The sequence below is a fragment of the Bradyrhizobium sp. AZCC 2230 genome, assembly GCF_036924495.1.
Classification (GTDB): domain Bacteria; phylum Pseudomonadota; class Alphaproteobacteria; order Rhizobiales; family Xanthobacteraceae; genus Bradyrhizobium; species Bradyrhizobium rifense.
In genome coordinates, this window is the sequence record NZ_JAZHRS010000001.1 from 2855007 (window position 1) to 2872216 (window position 17210).

At 64.8% G+C, this 17210-nt stretch carries 13 protein-coding genes and 1 pseudogene; 8 read left to right on the forward strand and 6 right to left on the reverse strand.

Features of this window, described 5'->3' with window-relative positions; translation table 11 throughout:
• Window positions 1-759: 759 nt before the first annotated feature.
• Window positions 760-996, reverse strand: a complete 237-nt coding sequence (locus tag V1280_RS13940) for a DUF1127 domain-containing protein (RefSeq protein WP_128958298.1) — start codon at window positions 994-996, stop codon at window positions 760-762.
• Between the two features lie 186 nt (window positions 997-1182).
• Here V1280_RS13940 and V1280_RS13945 point away from each other — a divergent pair, with 186 nt between their 5' ends.
• A complete protein-coding gene (locus V1280_RS13945) occupies window positions 1183-2526 on the forward strand; it encodes an aminotransferase-like domain-containing protein (RefSeq protein WP_334524580.1) in 1344 nt (447 codons plus the stop codon).
• A gap of 11 nt (window positions 2527-2537) precedes the next feature.
• Here V1280_RS13945 and V1280_RS13950 read toward each other — a convergent pair whose 3' ends face one another.
• Window positions 2538-3137 (reverse strand): YdcF family protein, encoded by a 600-nt coding sequence (locus V1280_RS13950; protein ID WP_334524584.1) that lies wholly within the window; start codon window positions 3135-3137, stop codon window positions 2538-2540.
• 65 nt (window positions 3138-3202) lie between these two features.
• Window positions 3203-3790: a hypothetical protein gene (locus V1280_RS13955; RefSeq protein ID WP_334524587.1), complete on the reverse strand. Its 588-nt coding sequence runs from the start codon at window positions 3788-3790 to the stop codon at window positions 3203-3205.
• A 60-nt stretch (window positions 3791-3850) separates the two neighbouring features.
• Between V1280_RS13955 and V1280_RS13960 the strand changes: the two genes are divergently transcribed.
• A complete protein-coding gene (locus tag V1280_RS13960; protein ID WP_334524590.1) occupies window positions 3851-4285 on the forward strand; it encodes a hypothetical protein in 435 nt (144 codons plus the stop codon).
• 6 nt (window positions 4286-4291) lie between these two features.
• On the opposite strand, the gene V1280_RS13965 is transcribed toward V1280_RS13960, so the two are convergent.
• From V1280_RS13965 to V1280_RS13975, 3 genes are all read right to left on the reverse strand, one after another.
• A complete protein-coding gene (locus V1280_RS13965; RefSeq protein WP_334524592.1) occupies window positions 4292-6691 on the reverse strand; it encodes a bifunctional diguanylate cyclase/phosphodiesterase in 2400 nt (799 codons plus the stop codon).
• Between the two features lie 105 nt (window positions 6692-6796).
• Window positions 6797-8212: an MFS transporter gene (locus V1280_RS13970; RefSeq protein ID WP_334524595.1), complete on the reverse strand. Its 1416-nt coding sequence runs from the start codon at window positions 8210-8212 to the stop codon at window positions 6797-6799.
• 142 nt (window positions 8213-8354) lie between these two features.
• A complete protein-coding gene (locus V1280_RS13975; protein WP_334524598.1) occupies window positions 8355-8861 on the reverse strand; it encodes a YciE/YciF ferroxidase family protein in 507 nt (168 codons plus the stop codon).
• A gap of 428 nt (window positions 8862-9289) precedes the next feature.
• On the opposite strand from V1280_RS13975, the gene V1280_RS13980 reads away from it, so the two are divergent.
• The 6 genes and pseudogenes from V1280_RS13980 (at window position 9290) to V1280_RS14005 (ending at window position 17143) form a co-directional block, all read left to right on the forward strand.
• The gene (locus tag V1280_RS13980; RefSeq protein ID WP_334524601.1) at window positions 9290-10372 is read left to right on the forward strand and encodes a lysylphosphatidylglycerol synthase transmembrane domain-containing protein; all 1083 of its coding nucleotides are present in this window, start codon (window positions 9290-9292) and stop codon (window positions 10370-10372) included.
• Window positions 10373-10483: 111 nt separating this feature from the next.
• Window positions 10484-12436, forward strand: coding sequence for a hypothetical protein (locus V1280_RS13985; RefSeq protein WP_334524604.1), 1953 nt, complete (start codon window positions 10484-10486; stop codon window positions 12434-12436).
• A 352-nt stretch (window positions 12437-12788) separates the two neighbouring features.
• Window positions 12789-13739: pseudogene (locus tag V1280_RS13990) on the forward strand (DUF1800 domain-containing protein); the annotation flags it as partial.
• Window positions 13740-13800: 61 nt separating this feature from the next.
• Window positions 13801-14151 (forward strand): DUF1800 family protein, encoded by a 351-nt coding sequence (locus V1280_RS13995; protein ID WP_334524606.1) that lies wholly within the window; start codon window positions 13801-13803, stop codon window positions 14149-14151.
• 15 nt (window positions 14152-14166) lie between these two features.
• Window positions 14167-15360: a DUF1501 domain-containing protein gene (locus tag V1280_RS14000; protein ID WP_334524608.1), complete on the forward strand. Its 1194-nt coding sequence runs from the start codon at window positions 14167-14169 to the stop codon at window positions 15358-15360.
• 190 nt (window positions 15361-15550) lie between these two features.
• The gene (locus V1280_RS14005) at window positions 15551-17143 is read left to right on the forward strand and encodes an alkaline phosphatase family protein (protein WP_334524611.1); all 1593 of its coding nucleotides are present in this window, start codon (window positions 15551-15553) and stop codon (window positions 17141-17143) included.
• Window positions 17144-17210: the final 67 nt, after the last annotated feature.

The window sequence follows — 17210 nt, forward strand, 5'->3', positions numbered from 1 at the left end:
CCAAAACGTCGGTCAATCCGCAGATCTAAAAATATTCCACTTTACCGAAATTCGGAATTGGCGTATGTTTCGCGCAACCCAGGCCCAAGGAAGAGGGGCGTATCGCGATCGTCACGAACGCGGGCCGGGCGGCGGTGGACGTGGTCACATCGGCGCGAGGGGTTTTGCAGGGCGGGCAACCGTGAGCAAAAGCGTCGCGCACACGACCGGTGTGATCTGCGTACGGCAAAATCGTGTGGTCCTGACGCCCGGGGTCTGTGCGTCAAGTCTCGCAGTGATGCGTGTAGCTCAACCGGGTTCGCGTGTCAGTTATCTGCGAGACGACGGGGGCAATAGTGCATCGCTCCCCGGGGAGAGCACGACATAAGCCGTCAAACCACTGCGCAGGGAAGGCCGGATGTCACGGCTTCACCTGTATGCCGCTGTGCAGCTTCTCGTAGCGCAACCATCGCACAGTGGACCGCGGGTGCCAGCCGGCACCCGGTCTTCCCTGCGCCCTCTTTCAATTGAGGGCAAGGCGACGAAGCAAAGCTCGGGCGAGATGAGCCGCGAGAGGGCGAAGCCGTGTCTGTGATTGAGATGTGGGCTGAAGGAGCGGACGCTACCACCCACACACTCCGTCATTGCGAGCGCAGCGAAGAAATCCAGACTACCGCCGTGGAAAGGCTCTGGATTGCTTCGCTGCGCTCGCAATGACGCTGAGGAAACATTTGCACATATCGGGACGCCAGCCTTGCGGGACGTCCCGTCAGAGATAGCTCACAGATACCGCGTCAGCTCGGCCTTGAACTGCCCGTACACCGCGTCCTCGATCTGGCTGCGGTTGATCCCGATGTCGCGCAGGGCGCGGTCGTCGAGCTCGTTCAGCGTCTTGACGGCGGAGCGGCGCTCCAGGCGGTCGAACAGGGCGTAAGCGGCGTTGACGAGTGTGGCAAAAAATCCGCTCGACGAGGATGGGCGTAAACTCCGCCCGGCAGTTTGCGAGATCGTGGTCATGTTTCTTCTCCGGCCGATTGTCCCGCGCGACGAAGCAGGTGCCGTTGGCGCAAACGCTGGAAGCGTCTGCACCTCATTCGCCATCGGATTGCTCTCGCTCTCCTCGGCTCAATCGCGGGCCTTGATGGAACTTAAATGCTCCAGTACATTGCTCGGAGCAAGGAAAACATTGCTCTCGGTGCAATAATGTCCAAGTTCGAGTACGTGAAGCTTGCGGATGCCATTGCCGCAGATATCTCTAACGGCACGTTAAGGGCCGGCGACCGGCTGCCGCCGCAGCGCAATTTTGCCTATGAGCGTGGCATAGCGGTTTCGACCGCGAGCCGGGTTTATACGGAGCTGTTGCGCCGCGGGCTCGTGGTCGGCGAGGTCGGACGCGGCACCTTCATCTCCGGCGACATCAGACGCGAAGTCGAGACCCTCACCGAACCGCGCGATGCGCGCATCGATTTCGAGGTCAACTATCCGTTATTGCCGCAACAATGGGCAATGATCGCGAAGAGCCTCGCCGGGCTCGAACGCGTCGATGCGCTGGAAGCCGTACTCCGCTCATCGACCAGCACCGGCACCAAGAGCGCACGCAACGCGGCCGCCGCCTATCTCGCGCGGAAGGATTTCACGCCTCAGGCCGAACAGATCCTGTTCACCGCCAACGGCAAGCAATCGCTCGCGGCCGCGCTCGCCGCGCTCGTCCCGACCGGCGGCCGCTGCGGCGTCGAGGCGCTCACCTACCCCTACGTCAAGAGCATCGCCGCGCGGCTCGGCATCACGCTGGTGCCGATCCCGATGGATGAATTTGGCGCGCGGCCCGACGCGATCCAGAAGGCGCATCGCGAAGCGCATCTGTCGGCGCTGTATCTCCAGCCGATCATCCAGAATCCGCTCGGTGTCACCATGAACGCGACGCGGCGGGCCGACATCATGCGCGTCGCCGAGAAGCTCGACCTCACCATCATCGAGGATGCCGTCTACGGCTTCCTCGCCGACGACACGCCGCTGGCGGCGCTCGGGCCGGACCGCTGCATCGTGCTCGACAGCCTCTCAAAAAAAGTCGCGCCGGGTCTTGCGCTCGGCATCCTCGTTGCGCCCCCTCATTTGCGCGAGAGCGTGATGAGCGCGGTCCGCACCGGCGGCTGGATCGCCTCGGGCCACGCGCTCGCATCCGGTCAGCGATTGATGGCCGACGGCACCGTCGCCGAGCTGACACGGCTCAAGCGCATCGACGCTGCGCGACGCCAGCAGACCGCCGCACGACTGCTCGCCGGTTACCAGATCGCCGCCGATGCGCGCTCCTATCATCTCTGGCTGACGCTGCCGCCGCACTGGCGCTCGCAGACATTCGTTGCCGCGGCGGCCCGGCGCGGCATCGCGCTGACGCCGTCCTCGACATTCGCGGTCGCGCATGGCCATGCCCCGAACGCGGTGCGGCTGGCGCTCGCCCCGCCCTCGTTCGAGCAGCTCGATTCCGGCCTGCGCACGATCGTCTCGCTGCTCGGCACCAAGGAGGAAGATTTCGACTCGACGGAGTAGCCCCTCGCCGGTCAGCGCTCCGGCCATTCCGCGATGAAGCCTCTCGCCTTGTACGGCGCGATCTTGTCCCATTCGTGCAGGACACGACGGCGAAATTCGGCGTCGGTATGCCAGAGCGTGCGTGGCGTCGCAAAACTATCGACGGTGAGCAGCAGCTTCGTCACCTCGGGCCAGTGCCGGTGCAATGTCATCGGATAGCGCCGCGCGGTCCAGGTGTTGCCGAGGCAAATCACGCTGCGAATGCTGTGCAGTCCCAGCGCCGCATCGATGATCGGCAGCGAGAAGATCACGTTCTCGCCCGTGTTCGTCGCGCGATGCTCCTCGAGGACCCGATCCGCCGGAATGCCTGCGCCGACCATCGCCGCCTTGATGATCATGCACTCGGATTGCTCCGAGCCAGGCGTTACGCCGCCGCTGACAATCGACCAGCGGAAAAAGCCCTCACGCCACAGCCGCGCGGCGGTCTCGACGCGCAGCGCGACGTCCTCCCGGGTGCCGAACAGAAACAGCAGGTCCGCCGGCTGGAGCGGCGTATCGATCAGATGGGTGCGATTGATCTCGGCGATCTCGTCCGCCGTCGGCAGGCGCGTGCTGCGATTCCTGGCTGTCATCGCGGCACGATGCGGGACCGGCCCGCGGCCGCGAAGTCAATTTTGATTGCGGCCGGTTGCAAGCGCTAGGGCAGCAAGCCGGCCGGCAGCCGATCAAAACTGTAGCTGCGCGGCTGGTTGCGCCGGACGAAGCCGCCGACCTGCCAGGCAAACAGCGCGGCGAAGCCGAGGATGAACAGGACGCCGGCGAATTCGCCGATCATCAGCGCGCGGATCAACAACCCGGCCATCGCCACGGCCAGCACCGCGAGGAACGCCAGCACCGCAGCATAAGTCTTGCGGCCGAGGCCGGCGGTCAGCTCGGCGCGGCTGCCGGCCTTCGCCATCCGCGCGTGCAGCTCGACGAGGAAATCGCGAAAGCCTCTGTCCTGCGGCGCCATCAACGCCGCAGTCTGCCAGCTCGTCGACAGGATCGCGATGCGACCGCCACTGGTTCGGCTGACATCGGCGCGAAAGCGGTGCTGCTGCATCGAGACCGGGCGAAACGACAGCCGGATTGCACTGATCTCATCATAGCGCCAGACGCCCGAGCGGCCGGCGATGCGCCAGGACAATCCCTCGCCGGTCAGCTCGAAGCGATGCGCCGATCCGATCAGCGACGCCTTGTAGGCATAGCCCGTGACCGGGGCGCCTGGCCCGTCCGAAACCTGCATCTGTCAATCCCGTCTGCGATCCGCTTGCGCGATCGCCCTGCCCCATCCTACAAGCGGGGCATGGCTGAGACGACCTATTTTCCGCGCCGTCTGATTCTCGGAGCCGCCATGATTTCGGGCGTGCTGCTCGCGCTCGCGGTGCATATGCTTGGCGCGCGCTACGGGCTCGACCTCGGCGGCCTCTGGCGCTCGGACACGCATGAGTTCATGCCGACGGGTGCTGCGATCGCCTGGTGGCTGATTGCCACGGTTGGCTTTTCGGGCGGTTATTTCACGGCAGGCTTGATGCAGAGCGCCGTCGACGGCCAGATCCCGCACCGTATGCGGCAATTCCTGATCGCAGTCGGCGTGCTCTTGCTTGCAGGCGCGGGCCAGGCGGCTTCGGCGCCAAGCGCGGTCCCGACTATCTCCGGCATGCTGGCGGCCCTTGCCGCTCTCTGCCTGGGCGCCGTGATGGCGTTTTGCGGCGCGCATTTCTCGCTGCGCCGTGGCTAACCTGATTTAAGCCGAAGCGCGCAGCCGCGGCCGTTCCAGCATCAAAGCCACTTCGGATGCGGGCCTGGGCATGCTGAACAGATAGCCCTGTGCCTGGGTGCAGCCTTCACGCCTGAGCAGCTCGAGCTGCGCGTCGTTCTCGACACCCTCCGCCGTGGTGACGATGCCGAGGCTGCGGCCGAGTCCGGTCACGGCGCGGATGATCGCCACCGAATCCTCGCGCGTGGCGAGCTCGGACACGAACGAACGGTCGATCTTGATCTTGTCGAAGGGAAAGCTGCGCAAGTAGCTCAGCGAGGAATAGCCGGTGCCGAAATCGTCGAGCGAGATCCGCACGCCCATGGCGCGCAGATCGTGCAGCGTGGTCAGCGTCGCCTCGCTGTTCTGAAGCAGCACGGATTCCGTAATCTCGAGCTCGAGCCGGCGGGCCGCGAGCCCTGATTTCTCCAGCGCCTCGGTCACGGATGCGATCAGGTTCGGATTCTTGAACTGCACCGGCGACAAATTAACGGCGACGCCGATGTCATCGGGCCAGGTCGCAGCATCCGCACAGGCACTCTGCAGCACGAGCTCACCGAGCTGAATAATGAGGCCGGTCTCCTCGGCGAGCGGAATGAAGTTGAGAGGCGAGATCAGGCCGCGCAGCGGATGGTTCCAGCGCAGCAGCGCCTCGAAGGCGACCACGCGATCGCTCGCGACGTCGCGGATAGGCTGGTAATACGGCTGGAATTCGTCGCGCTGGAGCGCCGCCCGCATATCCATTTCCAGCAAGCGCCGCGCCTGCGCGCGCGCGTCCATGCCGGTCTCGAAGAAGCGATAGGTGCCGCGGCCGTCGGCCTTGGCGCGGTACAGCGCGAGGTCGGCATTTTTCAGCAGCTCGTCGGGATTGCTGCCGTCCTGCGGCGACAGCGAGATGCCGATCGAGACGCCGATCACGATCTGATGGTCGTCGATCTCATAAGGCGCGGAGATCACCTCGACGAGACGGCCGGCGAGCGCTCGCGCGGCAGCCTCCTCGGAGCGGCCGATCTGGACCACGGCGAACTCGTCGCCGCCGAGGCGGGCCACGGTGTCTTGCTCGCCGACGGTGGCCTTGAGCCTGCGGCCGACTTCCTTCAGCAGCGCATCGCCAATGGGATGGCCGAGCGAGTCGTTGATATCCTTGAAATGGTCGAGGTCGAGGCAGAGCACCGCGAGCTGGTCGTTCGCGCGCGCCCGGCGCAGCCCCTGTTCGAGCTGCTCGTGGAACAGCACGCGGTTCGGCAGATTGGTCAGCGCATCATGGCGTGCCATGTGCGAGATCTTGGCCTGCGCCTCCAGCCATTCGGTGATGTCCTCGAAGGTGGCGACCCAGCCGCCGCCCAGCATCGGCTGATTGACGACGCGGATCGAGCGATCGAACCGGGTCACGACCTGGCTGGTCGTGCGGCCCTCGCGCGCGTCGGCGACGAGGCGCGCGAAGAATTCGTTCGCATCGCCCTGCCACTGGCCCTTGGCCTGCTCTTCCCGCAGCACGTCGACGAGCAGTCGGCCGGTAAGCGGAATGTCGGTGCGGCCGAGCATCGCGGCGTAGCGCTCGTTGAACAGCTGGATCTTGCCGTCCGCATCGAACATGCACAGCCCCTGAGACATGTTCTCAAGAGCGGTATCCAGCACGACCTGCTGGCGTCCCAGCTCGCCCTTGGCGCGGCGGTCGAGCAGCGCCGACACCAGCGCGATCGCGATGATTGCGACAGCGGCACTGGCGGTGAGGAAGGACATCGAGGCGGGCGGGATCGACAGCCCGCTGATCGCGAGCGTCGGGTCCGGCGTCAGCACAACCGCGCCCATCGCGGTGAAATGATGCGCGACGATGGCGAGCGTCAGCAGGCCGGTCGCAGCCAGCGCATGGGAGCGGTCGTCGCGTCGCGCCGCGACGAACAGCGCGAGCGCCGCAAAGGCAATGCCGAACAGGACCGATGCAATGACCGTGCCTTCGACCCAGCTCACGCGCGCGGGAATCTCCAGCGCCGCCATGCCGGTGTAATGCATCGCCGCGACGCCGCCGCCGACGATGGCACCGCCGAGGACGACCCACAGCGTTCGCAAGGACGATACCGCGATGCTCAGTCCGACGAAGGTGACTGAGATCGCGAAGATCAACGACAGGATCGTCACCGGAATGTTGTAGGCACCACCGTTGCCCGGCCCGTAGGCCAGCATCGCGATGAAGTGCGTCGCCCAGATGCCGCAGCCGCTGACGACGGCATCCAGCGAGATCCAGACCAGCCGCCCCGGTCCCTGCGTCGCACGCGCCCGGTGAAACAGGCTGATTGCCGCCGCGCTGGCGAGCAGACAAACCGCCCCGCCGAGTGCGACCAGACGCCAATCGTGCTGATCCGTGAGACAGTAAAGGACTTGATACATTGCCGGCCCCTATTCCATCCCGCACTAGAGCCGGCAGAGGTGGACAGTCGGTAACCGGCTATGCGCCCGTTTCGGAAATGGTGAACAGAGAATGTGTGCGGTCGCTCACATTGTTCGCCCGCCTGCCTTTGCCCCGAGGCCGATCACACCGGCGGCCAGCAGCAGCACGGCCGCCGAAATGATGAGCGACTGGTGAAGGCCCGTCATGAACGCGCTGTCGGACGCCACCAGCGCCCCGAACAGCGCAACACCAAGGACGCTGCCGGTCTGCCGCGTCGCGTTCAGGACGCCGGCGGCGATGCCCGAGCGCGCCTTCTCGACGCTGCCGAGCAAGGTCGAGGTCAGCGGCGGGACCAGCAAGCCGAGCCCACCGCTGATCGCGATCATCTGCGCGAAGATTGCCCAATAGCTCGTTCCCGCATCGATCGAGACCAGACCAAGACAGCCAAGCGCCGAGATGCAGGCGCCGACGACGATGGTCGGGCACGGGCCGATACGCTCGGCGAGGCGCGGTGCCAGCAGATTGACCGGCAACACCGCACCCATCATCGGCACGAAGGCAAGCCCGGTCCACCACGCCGAAAGGCCGTTGATCCGCTGGAAGTAGAGGCTGAGCACGAAGATCAGGCCGTAGATCGCGATGTTGACGAGGAGGCCGACGACCGTGGTCAGGGTAAACAGCCGGTGACTGAACAAGGACAGCGGAAGCATCGGCTGCGCCGTACGGCTCTCGCGCCAGACGAACAACGTGGCCAGGACCGCTGCCGCCGCGAAGGCCGAAAGCACGAGCGGATGTTGCCAGCCAAGCCCGCCGCCCTCGATGATCGCGCCCGCGAGCGCACCCAGCGCGCCGATCGCGGCGAGCTGGCCGGGCAGGTCGATCTCGCGCGAACGCGCCCGCGTGGTCTCGGTCGCATAGCGCCAGCTTAGCCAAAGCCCCACCAGGCCGATCGGCAGATTGACGAGGAAGATCGCGCGCCAGCCGACCAGCGTGATCAGCGCGCCGCCGACGAAGGGACCGGCGGTCAGCGCCAGGCTCGCGCCCGCGGCCCAGACTGCGACGGCACGGCCGCGCGCGCGGTCGTCCGTATAGGCATGATTGAGCAGCGCCAGCGAATTCGGCACCAGGATCGCCGCGGCCAGCCCCTGGACCAGCCGCGCACCGATCAGCACGATGGCGTTGGGAGATAGCGCACAGGCCAGCGAGGCCGCGGTGAAGATCGCGAACCCCGCCATGAAGATGCGTTTGGCGCCGATCCTGTCGCCGAGCGCGCCGGCCGTCAGAATGAAGGCGGCGAAGGCGATGGTGTAGGCGCTCACCACCCATTGCAGCTCGGCAACGCCCCCGCCGAGCGTCTTGCCCATGGCGTCGAGCGCGGTGTTGACGATGGTGACATCGAGCTGCACCACGCCGTAGCCGAGACTCATCGCGGCCAGCGTGAGCGAGGTTGCAAGGCGCGATGCGGTGCGCGGCGCACTGTTCGCGTCGAAGGTTTCATATTTGATAGTGTTGGCTCGCATGCTGCCACCTCGATTGCAGCCCCATGCGACATATAGGCTCCCCGCCTACCACTATGCTTCGACAAGGACCGAAGGATGAATGTCGTCGCTGGATAGCGAAACGCCGCGCGTCGACCGCGCGGCGTCTCATTTTTGGCCTCCGCTAGCTCGCGGCGCGCAGGTTGATCTTGCTCTCGGCAAGCGAGGTCAGCTTCTTGTCGGTCGCCTTCTCCTCCTCGAGAGTCTTGGCAAGCACGGCTGCACAATCGGTGCGGCCGAGCTGCTTGGCCCAGGCGATCAGGCTGCCATAGCGGACGATCTCGTAATGTTCCGCCGCCTGCGCTGCGTTGATCAGCGCGGCATCGAGCACCGCCTTGTCGGCGACTTCGCCCGCGGTCTCGTCGGCCTCCTCGATGATGCCGTCGATTGCGGGACAGTCGACCGCCTTCACCTTCGCACCGTGCATCCTGAACACTTCCTCCAGCCGCGTGACGTGCTGCCTGGTTTCTTCAAGGTGCGTCAAAAAGCCCTGCTTCAGCTGCGGATCGGTCGCCTTATCCGCCATTTTCGGCAGTGCCTTGGTGAGCTGCTGCTCGGCATAATAGATGTCCTGTAGCTGATGCACGAACAGGTCGTTCATGGTCTTGATGTCTTTTGTGAACAGTCCCATCGTTCCGATCCTCTTGGGTTTCGGGAACACGGCGGCACCGGCTCGCACGAAAAGCCGCATTTTTTCGCCGTGTTCGATTGCTGATGGAGCGCTAACCTGCGCGCGATACCGTCGTTCCAAAAAAAGCCTGCATCGTTTGCGCAGGAACAACGCTTGCGGGCGCAGGATTTGAAACCATCTGAATACACGGGCGCGCGATGCAAGCCGGTCCCTCGACTCATATGCTTAACGCGCGCGCCATGTGAACCACTTATGACAAAACAGCCGGTCCGGCGTAGAACCTGTCGTTGTCAAGGGCTGCACAAGCCGCTGTTTTTGCCTTAAATGAGCTACATCATGCCCAGCGATCGATGCCCGTTTCGGGCAGTGATCGTAGCCGACCGGCCAATGTCTGGCCCGGTCGGTCTTGCCCCCCGCCGGGAGGATGAATGCACGGACTGCTGCCCGCGCTGAAACGCGGCTTTAAGAGATGGATCGGCTGGCGACGGCTCGGTATTGCCGCGAGCGTGATGATCATCGCCTTCGCGGTCACCACGCTGGTGCGGACCCTCCACGGGATCGATAGGAACGCCATCCTCACCGGGCTGGCCGATATCCCTCGTGGCAATATCGGCCTGGCCGCGATCTGCGTGTTCCTCGCGTTCTGTACGCTGACCTTCTACGATTTTTTTGCACTGCGAACGATCGGCAAGAAGCACGTGCCCTATCGCATCGCAGCGCTGTCGAGCTTCACGTCCTATTCGATCGGCCACAACATCGGCGCCACCGTGTTCACGGGCGGTGCGATCCGTTTCCGGATCTACTCGGACTACGGGCTGAATGCGATCGACGTCGCCAAGATCTGTTTCCTCTCCGGCCTGACCTTCTGGCTCGGTAACATCTTCGTGCTCTCGATCGGCATGACCATCCACCCGGATGCGGCCTCCTACATGGATCAGCTGCCGTCGTCGATCAATCGGCTGATCGCGCTCGGCGGCCTCGCCTCGATCGGCGCCTATCTGGTCTGGCTCTGTATGGGCGACAAACGCCGCGAGCTCGGTCAGAAGGGCTGGAAGGTCGTGCTGCCGTCGGCGCCGCTGACCCTGGTGCAGATCCTGATCGGGGTGGTCGATCTCGGCTTCTGCGCTCTTGCGATGTACCTGCTGATGCCCGCCAATCCGCCGATCGACTTCCTGTCGCTCGCCGTGGTGTTCATCCTGGCAACGCTGCTGGGCTTCGCCAGCCATGCGCCGGGCTCGATCGGCGTGTTCGACGCCGCCATGCTGGTGGCACTGCCCGAATTCGGCCGCGAGCAGCTGCTGGCGACCCTGCTCGTCTTCCGCATCCTCTATTTCGTGATCCCGTTCGGCCTCGCCATCTCCATCATGGGCACCCGCGAGCTCTGGATGAACGTGGTCCGGCCCTGGCAGGAGCGGCGGCGGCTGGCGGAAGCCTGCGCGCAGGCCAACCTGCCCAAGGAGGTGACGCCGATGGAGCGCGAACGGTTGGTGCGTCAGGCCAGCAAACGATAAGGCGAGCCGGCGGTCACGCTGGCAGCCCGTGGAGGCGGCAGACCAAGGTTGCAGGGCGGAGAGCTATGCTCTCTTATTTCCGCCTCAACTTTGCCGTTGAAGACGCGGGCCATGATCCCTGTTTCCCTTCGCCGTTGTCTCTCGGGCGCCCTGCTGCTGGCCGGGCTCCTTACCGTTTTGCCGCTTCAGCGCGCCGTCGCGCAGGATGCCGGCGCGATGCAGATCACCTGGGAGGTCCGCAACCGCTTCCGCCTGTTCCGCGAGGAGCGCGACTTCCTGCTGCACGTCGAGAATGCGCGTAACCGCAGCATCCTCGCCGCCGAGCAGTCACTGGAGCTGCAGAGCGAGGGCCGCGGCTGGGCCCGCAACATGGTCAACCGCCTCTGCATCGACCTTCAGGGCCGGGTCAACCAGCCCTGCACCCGCGACAATGTCAAAGAGAACTATATCACCCCGATCGACCACCCCATCACCGTGCGCCTGACCGGCGCGGTGCCGGTCGGCGCCACCTGCGCGTGGTCGTTCGACGACGGCGACGGACCGCAGACCTCGACCTTCGACTGCGCCGAACCGGTCAATCTAAGGGTTCGCTACGGCAAGCAGACGGTCGCGAGCGTCGACGTCTCCTCCGGCTCCGATCCGAGCCAACGCATCCAGACCGAAATCCAGGTCCGCGATATCTTCATCGCCGGCCTTGGCGATAGCATCGCCTCCGGCGAAGGCAATCCGGACCGGCCGCTGGCGCTGTCGGACGAGGGCTTTTGCTTCCGCTCCTATCTCGGCACCGCCGGCGGACAGTATTACCGGCCGAGCCGCGCCGGCTTCAAGGGCGGTCGCGCCTGCGAGGCGCCGGATACGCTCGCCAACTGGCAGCGCTACAGCGCGCTCTGGCTCAACTCGCCCTGCCACCGCTCGCTCTACAGCTACCAGGCCCGCACGGCGCTCGCGCTCGCGGTGCGCTACAGCCATATCGCCGTCACCTATCTGCCGCTCGCCTGCACCGGCGCCAGCATCAGCGACGGGCTGCTCGGCTCGCAGCGCGCCCGCGAATGCCCGCCCGGCAAGAGCGGCGTCTGCAACACCAGCGTGAATGCGCAGGTGGCCGAGCTGCGCGAGGCAGTCACCGCGGCCAAGAAACGCCAGCCGGATCGCAATCTCGATCTGGTCCTGCTCTCGATCGGCGCCAACGACGTCTACTTCTCCGGCCTCGTCGCCGATGTCATCGTCGACACTGCAACTGAACGTGCGCTGTTCCGCCGCTCCGGCGTGATGGCGAGCGTCGACGAGTCCCGCGATGCGCTCCAGCGCGAGCTGCCGAAGAATTTCGTCAAGTTGCGCGAGGAGCTGAAGCCGCTGCTCGGCGGCGATCTATCGCGCGTGGTCTACGTCTCCTACGCCAATCCGGCGCTCGCCGACGGCGGCGTACCCTGCCGCGGTGGCCGCGGCGGCTTCGACATTCATCCCGCCTTCAATGCCGATCCGCAGCGCCTGGCCCGCGTCTCGACCTTCGTCGACACCGAGTTCCTGCCGCAGCTGAAGGGCCTCGCCACCTGCACGCAGGGCGCGCTGTGCCGCGACCCCGAGGCTGACCGCATGACCTTCGTCGACACGCATCAGGCTGCATTCGCCGATCACGGTTTTTGCGCTCATTCCGGCAATGATCCCGAATTCGATCGCACCTGCTTTGCCGAGAACGGCCAGAGCTTCAATCCGGATATCGTCAGCGCGGCGAGCCAGCCGATGCTGTGCGGCCGCAGCGCCTCGGAATATCGCGCCTACCTGCCGCGCGCGCGCTGGATCCGCGATGCCAATGACAGCTATTTTGCGGCGATGACCTATCCGCAAGGATTGCCGGCGGCGAGCCAGCCGAACGACATCCACGACGCGACCTGGGGCGTGCTCTCGGCCGTCTATGGCGGCGCCGTGCATCCGAGCGCCGAAGGCCACGCGGCGATGGCGGACGCCACGCTGCCCGCCGCGAGCGCGGTGCTCGGCCTGGATGCCGTGCCGCCAGGCGTCACGCGCGGACTGCTGGCTCCGCTCCTGCCGGGCGCAAAGCAATAGAGCGGATTGCAGACGGCGCGGGAACCGGAACGGCGCATCGTTGCCGCTCGCCGGAAATTGATCGCGCTGCCGTCAATTGAGTCCATTCCATTCAGGGCAGGTTCAGCCGGCCGGCGCATGGTGACGGACGCGTCATGGGATGTGGGAATCCTCATGCAGTCCGAACCCGTCGGGACCGATCGTGGATAGCAGAAGCGGATATCGTCGGCTGCACTGGTCGAGCGTTGCGGCGTTCGTCGCGCTCGCTGCAGGCCTACACCCGAGCACCACCCGCGCCGACGATCTCAATCCGCATGATCTCGCTCTGCTCGATCGGCTGACCTTTGGCGTGAGCACCGCGAGTGCCGCGCACATGCACGGCCTTGGTGCCGAACGCTGGCTGCAGGAGCAGTTGCATCCGGCCGGCAATCCGGTTTTGCCCGACGCGGCAAAGGCGCAGATCGACGTAATGCCCGACGTCCACAGTTTCCCGTTCGACATTGCGGTCGCCTTCGAACAGCAATCCAAGAGCGCCAATCAGGTCACCGATCCCGAACAGAAGAAGGCCGCGCAGCAGGTCTTTCAGCAGGCGATGAACGATCGCGCCAAACAGGCCGCGGCCCGTACCATCCTGCGCGCGCTCTATGCGCCCGACCAGCTGCGCGAGCGCATGGTCTGGTTCTGGTTCAATCATTTCAACGTTCACCAGTACAAATCGAATCTGCGCGTGCTGGTCGGCGACTACGTCGATCACGCCATTGGTCCCAACTCGCTCGGCAGGTTTCGCGACCTGCTCGCGGCGACCGTTCGTCATCCCGCGATGCTGCGCTATCTCGACAACGCCGACAATGCGGCCGGCCATCTGAACGAGAACTACGCCCGCGAGATCATGGAGCTGCACACCATGGGCGTCGGCTCCGGCTACACGCAGGCCGACGTCGAGTCGCTGGCGAAGATCCTCACCGGGGTCGGCATCGACACCAAACCGGAAGACCCGAAGCTCAAGCCGGAATTGCAGTCCCAGCTCGTGCGCGAGGGCGCCTTCGAGTTCAATCCGTCCCGTCACGACTACAGCGACAAGACCTTTCTCGGCCACACCATCAAGGGCCGCGGGCTCGCCGAGGTCGACGAGGCCATCGACATTCTGGTCCACCATCCTGCGACCGCGAGCCATGTCTCGCGCAAGATCGCGACCTATTTCGTCTCGGACAATCCGTCGGACGCGCTGGTCGCACGCATGGCGCAGACCTTCAAATCCACCGACGGCGACATCGCCTCGGTCCTCGCCACGATGATCCATTCACCGGAATTCGAAGCAGCGCTAAAACCCGGAACGCGCTTCAAGGATCCCGTGCAATATGTGCTGTCGGCGGTCCGTCTCGCCTATGACGACCGGGTTGCCGATCCAGGGCTGGATCAACCGCCTCGGCGAGGGCCTGTTCAACCACGAGACGCCGGACGGCTATGCGCTGACCTCGGCGTCGTGGAACGGCCCCGGACAGATGATGGTTCGCTTCGAGATCGCGCGCCAGATCGGATCGGGCTCGTCCGGCCTGTTCAAACCCGACGGGCCGAACCCGGTCGAGCAGCCTGCGTTCCCGCTGCTCCAGAACGCGCTCTACTTCAACGGCCTTCGCAAGACGCTCGGCCCGGCGACATTGGCATCGCTTGACCGGGCGATTTCACCGCAGGACTGGAACACGCTGTTCCTGTCGTCACCGGAATTCATGCACTGAGCTACGGAGATCGCCATGAACCGTCGCGAGCTGATCAAGACTTTTGCGGCACTCGCTCCGCTCACGGTGGCAGGCCGCGTCTGGGCCGCGCCGGCAACCGATGCCCGCATGCTTGTCGTATTCTTGCGCGGTGCCTATGACGCGGCGAATGTCGTCGTGCCGGTCTCGAGCGAATTCTATCGTGCATCGCGACCGACGCTCGCCATCGCCAAGCCCGATGTTGGCAATCCCAACGCAGCGCTTGCGCTCGATTCCGATTGGGGACTACATCCCGCTTTGCGCGACAGCATCTATCCGCTCTGGGCCAAGCGCGAGATCGCCTTCATTCCCTTCGCCGGCACCAGCGACGACCTGACCCGGAGCCATTTCGAGACCCAGGACACGATCGAGCTCGGCCAGTCGGCCTCCGGCTCGCGCGACTATCGTTCGGGCTTCATGAGCCGGCTCGCCACCGAGCTGACGCGCGTCAAGCCGATCGCGTTCACTGACCAGCTCCCGCTGATCTTCCGCGGCAAATCGCAGGTGCCGAACACCGGCATCAACAACGTCGGCAAGCCCGGCGTCGACGACCGTCAGGCCGATCTGATCAAGCAGATGTACGCCCAGTCCAACCTGGCATCCTCGGTGTCGGAAGGTTTTCGCGTGCGCGATGACGTCTACCGTTCGGTTTCCGAGGAGATGAATGCCGCCAATCGCGGCGCGGTCTCGCCGCGCGGCTTCGAATTGTCGGCGCGGCGCATCGGCCGGCTGATGCGCGAGCAGTTCAACCTCGGCTTCGTCGACGTCGGCGGCTGGGACACCCATGTCAACCAGGGCGCCGCCAACGGCTATCTCTCCGACCGGCTCGGCGAGCTCGGGCGCGCGCTCGTCGGCTTCTCCGAGGAAGTCGGGCCGGCCGCATGGCGCGATACGGTGGTGGTCGTGATCTCGGAATTCGGCCGCACATTCCGCGAGAACGGCGACCGCGGCACCGATCACGGTCACGGCAGTGTCTATTGGGTGCTCGGCGGCGGCATCAATGGCGGCCGCATTCTCGGCGAGCAGGTCAAGGTCGAGCAGCCGCATCTGTTCCAGAACCGCGACTATCCCGTGCTGACCGATTATCGCGCGCTGTTTGCCGATCTGTTCGGCCACGTCTTCGGCCTCAACAACGACAGCATCCAGCGCATCTTTACGGGCGTGCACCCGACGAATCTGGCGTTAGTTTGAACTGACGACACTGCGCGCACAAAAATTTTCGAGTGCTGCGTAATCGTGGCGTCATCCAACGTTCACTACCACTACCTATTTTTCCCAGTGCTTCAAATCGACGCACGCAGCAGTGAGCGCAGGCTCTCCGCTGCGCGGTGTCGTGCGCCTGCACATCAATCAACAACAGACATCACTGGGGAGCTCAACAATGACGATCGAAAAGCGGCCGCTCGCGGCTGTCGCTATCGCTTTTGCATCGACCCTTGGTCTTTCGCTACTGGCTCCCTCGTTCGCGCGCGCGGACGACAGGGACAAGGGCGACGTGAAGCATGTCCTGCTGATCAGTGTCGACGGCATGCATGAGGTCGATTTGCAGCGCTATGTCGGTTCCCATCCGTCGTCGAGCTTCGGCAGGCTGCTTGCGCATGGCGTACACTTCGCCGATGCGCACACCTCGCGGCCTTCGGACTCCTTCCCGGGCCTCCTGGCATTCATGACCGGCGGGACCCCGAAAACTCACGGCGTGTTCTATGACGATTCCTACGACCGCACGCTGTTCGCGCCCGGCAGCAACTGCCAGGGAAGTGCCGGAACCGAGACGCTTTTTGCCGAGAACCTCGACTACGACCTCACCAAACTCGACGGCGGCGGCCCGGCCGGTTCCAACCATATCAACCCCGCGAACCTGCCGATGCGACTGAGGAACGGCAAATGCGAGCTGGTCTATCCGCACCAGTTTCTGCGGCTCAATACTATCATGGAAGTGATCCACGAAACGGGTCGGCGCACCGCCTGGTCAGACAAGCATCCAGCCTACGAGATCATCAGCGGTCCGTCTGGCAAGGGCCTCGATGAGCTCTATACGCCTGAGATCAACTCGACCTCGGTACCGGGACAGCCCGGCGCAGACTGGACCACCGACCCAAGCTTCACGCGCACCTACGACCAGACCAAGGTCACGGCCGTGCTCAACTGGATCAAGGGCTTTGACCACACGGGCAAGACCAAGGTCGGCGTTCCCGCGATCTTTGGCATGAACTTCCAGGCCGTCAGCGTTGGACAGAAAGTCACCGCCGACGGATATCTGGACGCCGCCGCAACGCCGAGCGCGCAACTTCAGGCGTCGCTCGACTTCGTCGACGCCTCGCTCGGCCAGATGCTGGATGCGTTGGCGGACCAGCACCTTGCCCGCGATACGCTGGTCATCGTCGGCGCCAAGCACGGCCAATCGCCGATCGACGTGAACAAGCTTCACATGCTGACCGGCAGCACCAATCCGAAGCTGGGCGGCGGCGCGCGCGCCGACGTCACCGATCCGGCCGATCTGCTGACGGGCGGCGGCGTTGCGCTGGCCCAGGAAACTGCCGATGACGTTGCCCTGATCTGGCTCAAGAACCAGGGGGATGCCGCGAAGGCCGTCGCGATTCTCGAGGCCGACCGCAAAGGCAGCAACAAGGCTCACATCGAAAAGATCTATGCCGGTGAGGAGCTGGTCGATCGGTTCGGCGATCCGGCGGCGGGGCGCACGCCTGACATCATCATCCAGCCGATCGCGGGCACGATCTATAGCAAGAGCAAGGCCAAGATCGCCGAACATGGCGGCTTCGCCGAGGACGATACACACGTCCTGCTCGTCGTCTCCAATCCGAAGCTCGCTCCCACGGTCGTCCGCGAGCGCGTTGCGAACCGGCAGGTCGCGCCGACCATCCTGAAGGCGCTCGGCCTGGAGCCGGACGAGCTCGAGGCGGTGCGCGGCGAGGATCATACCCGCCTGCTGCCAGCCGTGCGGCTGAAGGACTGATCTTTCAAAGCCCATTCGCCAGAGTGCGAGAGGACGACAGCCCTCTCCCCACCGTCAGATCATCGCC

Bases quoted from the DNA above. Each gene is read 5' to 3' on its own strand.
- V1280_RS13940 (WP_128958298.1), bottom strand. From the start codon at position 996: ATGACCACGATCTCGCAAACTGCCGGGCGGAGTTTACGCCCATCCTCG.
- V1280_RS13945 (WP_334524580.1), top strand. From the start codon at position 1,183: ATGTCCAAGTTCGAGTACGTGAAGCTTGCGGATGCCATTGCCGCAGAT.
- V1280_RS13950 (WP_334524584.1), bottom strand. From the start codon at position 3,137: ATGACAGCCAGGAATCGCAGCACGCGCCTGCCGACGGCGGACGAGATC.
- V1280_RS13955 (WP_334524587.1), bottom strand. From the start codon at position 3,790: ATGCAGGTTTCGGACGGGCCAGGCGCCCCGGTCACGGGCTATGCCTAC.
- V1280_RS13960 (WP_334524590.1), top strand. From the start codon at position 3,851: ATGGCTGAGACGACCTATTTTCCGCGCCGTCTGATTCTCGGAGCCGCC.
- V1280_RS13965 (WP_334524592.1), bottom strand. From the start codon at position 6,691: ATGTATCAAGTCCTTTACTGTCTCACGGATCAGCACGATTGGCGTCTG.
- V1280_RS13970 (WP_334524595.1), bottom strand. From the start codon at position 8,212: ATGCGAGCCAACACTATCAAATATGAAACCTTCGACGCGAACAGTGCG.
- V1280_RS13975 (WP_334524598.1), bottom strand. From the start codon at position 8,861: ATGGGACTGTTCACAAAAGACATCAAGACCATGAACGACCTGTTCGTG.
- V1280_RS13980 (WP_334524601.1), top strand. From the start codon at position 9,290: ATGCACGGACTGCTGCCCGCGCTGAAACGCGGCTTTAAGAGATGGATC.
- V1280_RS13985 (WP_334524604.1), top strand. From the start codon at position 10,484: ATGATCCCTGTTTCCCTTCGCCGTTGTCTCTCGGGCGCCCTGCTGCTG.
- V1280_RS13995 (WP_334524606.1), top strand. From the start codon at position 13,801: ATGACGACCGGGTTGCCGATCCAGGGCTGGATCAACCGCCTCGGCGAG.
- V1280_RS14000 (WP_334524608.1), top strand. From the start codon at position 14,167: ATGAACCGTCGCGAGCTGATCAAGACTTTTGCGGCACTCGCTCCGCTC.
- V1280_RS14005 (WP_334524611.1), top strand. From the start codon at position 15,551: ATGACGATCGAAAAGCGGCCGCTCGCGGCTGTCGCTATCGCTTTTGCA.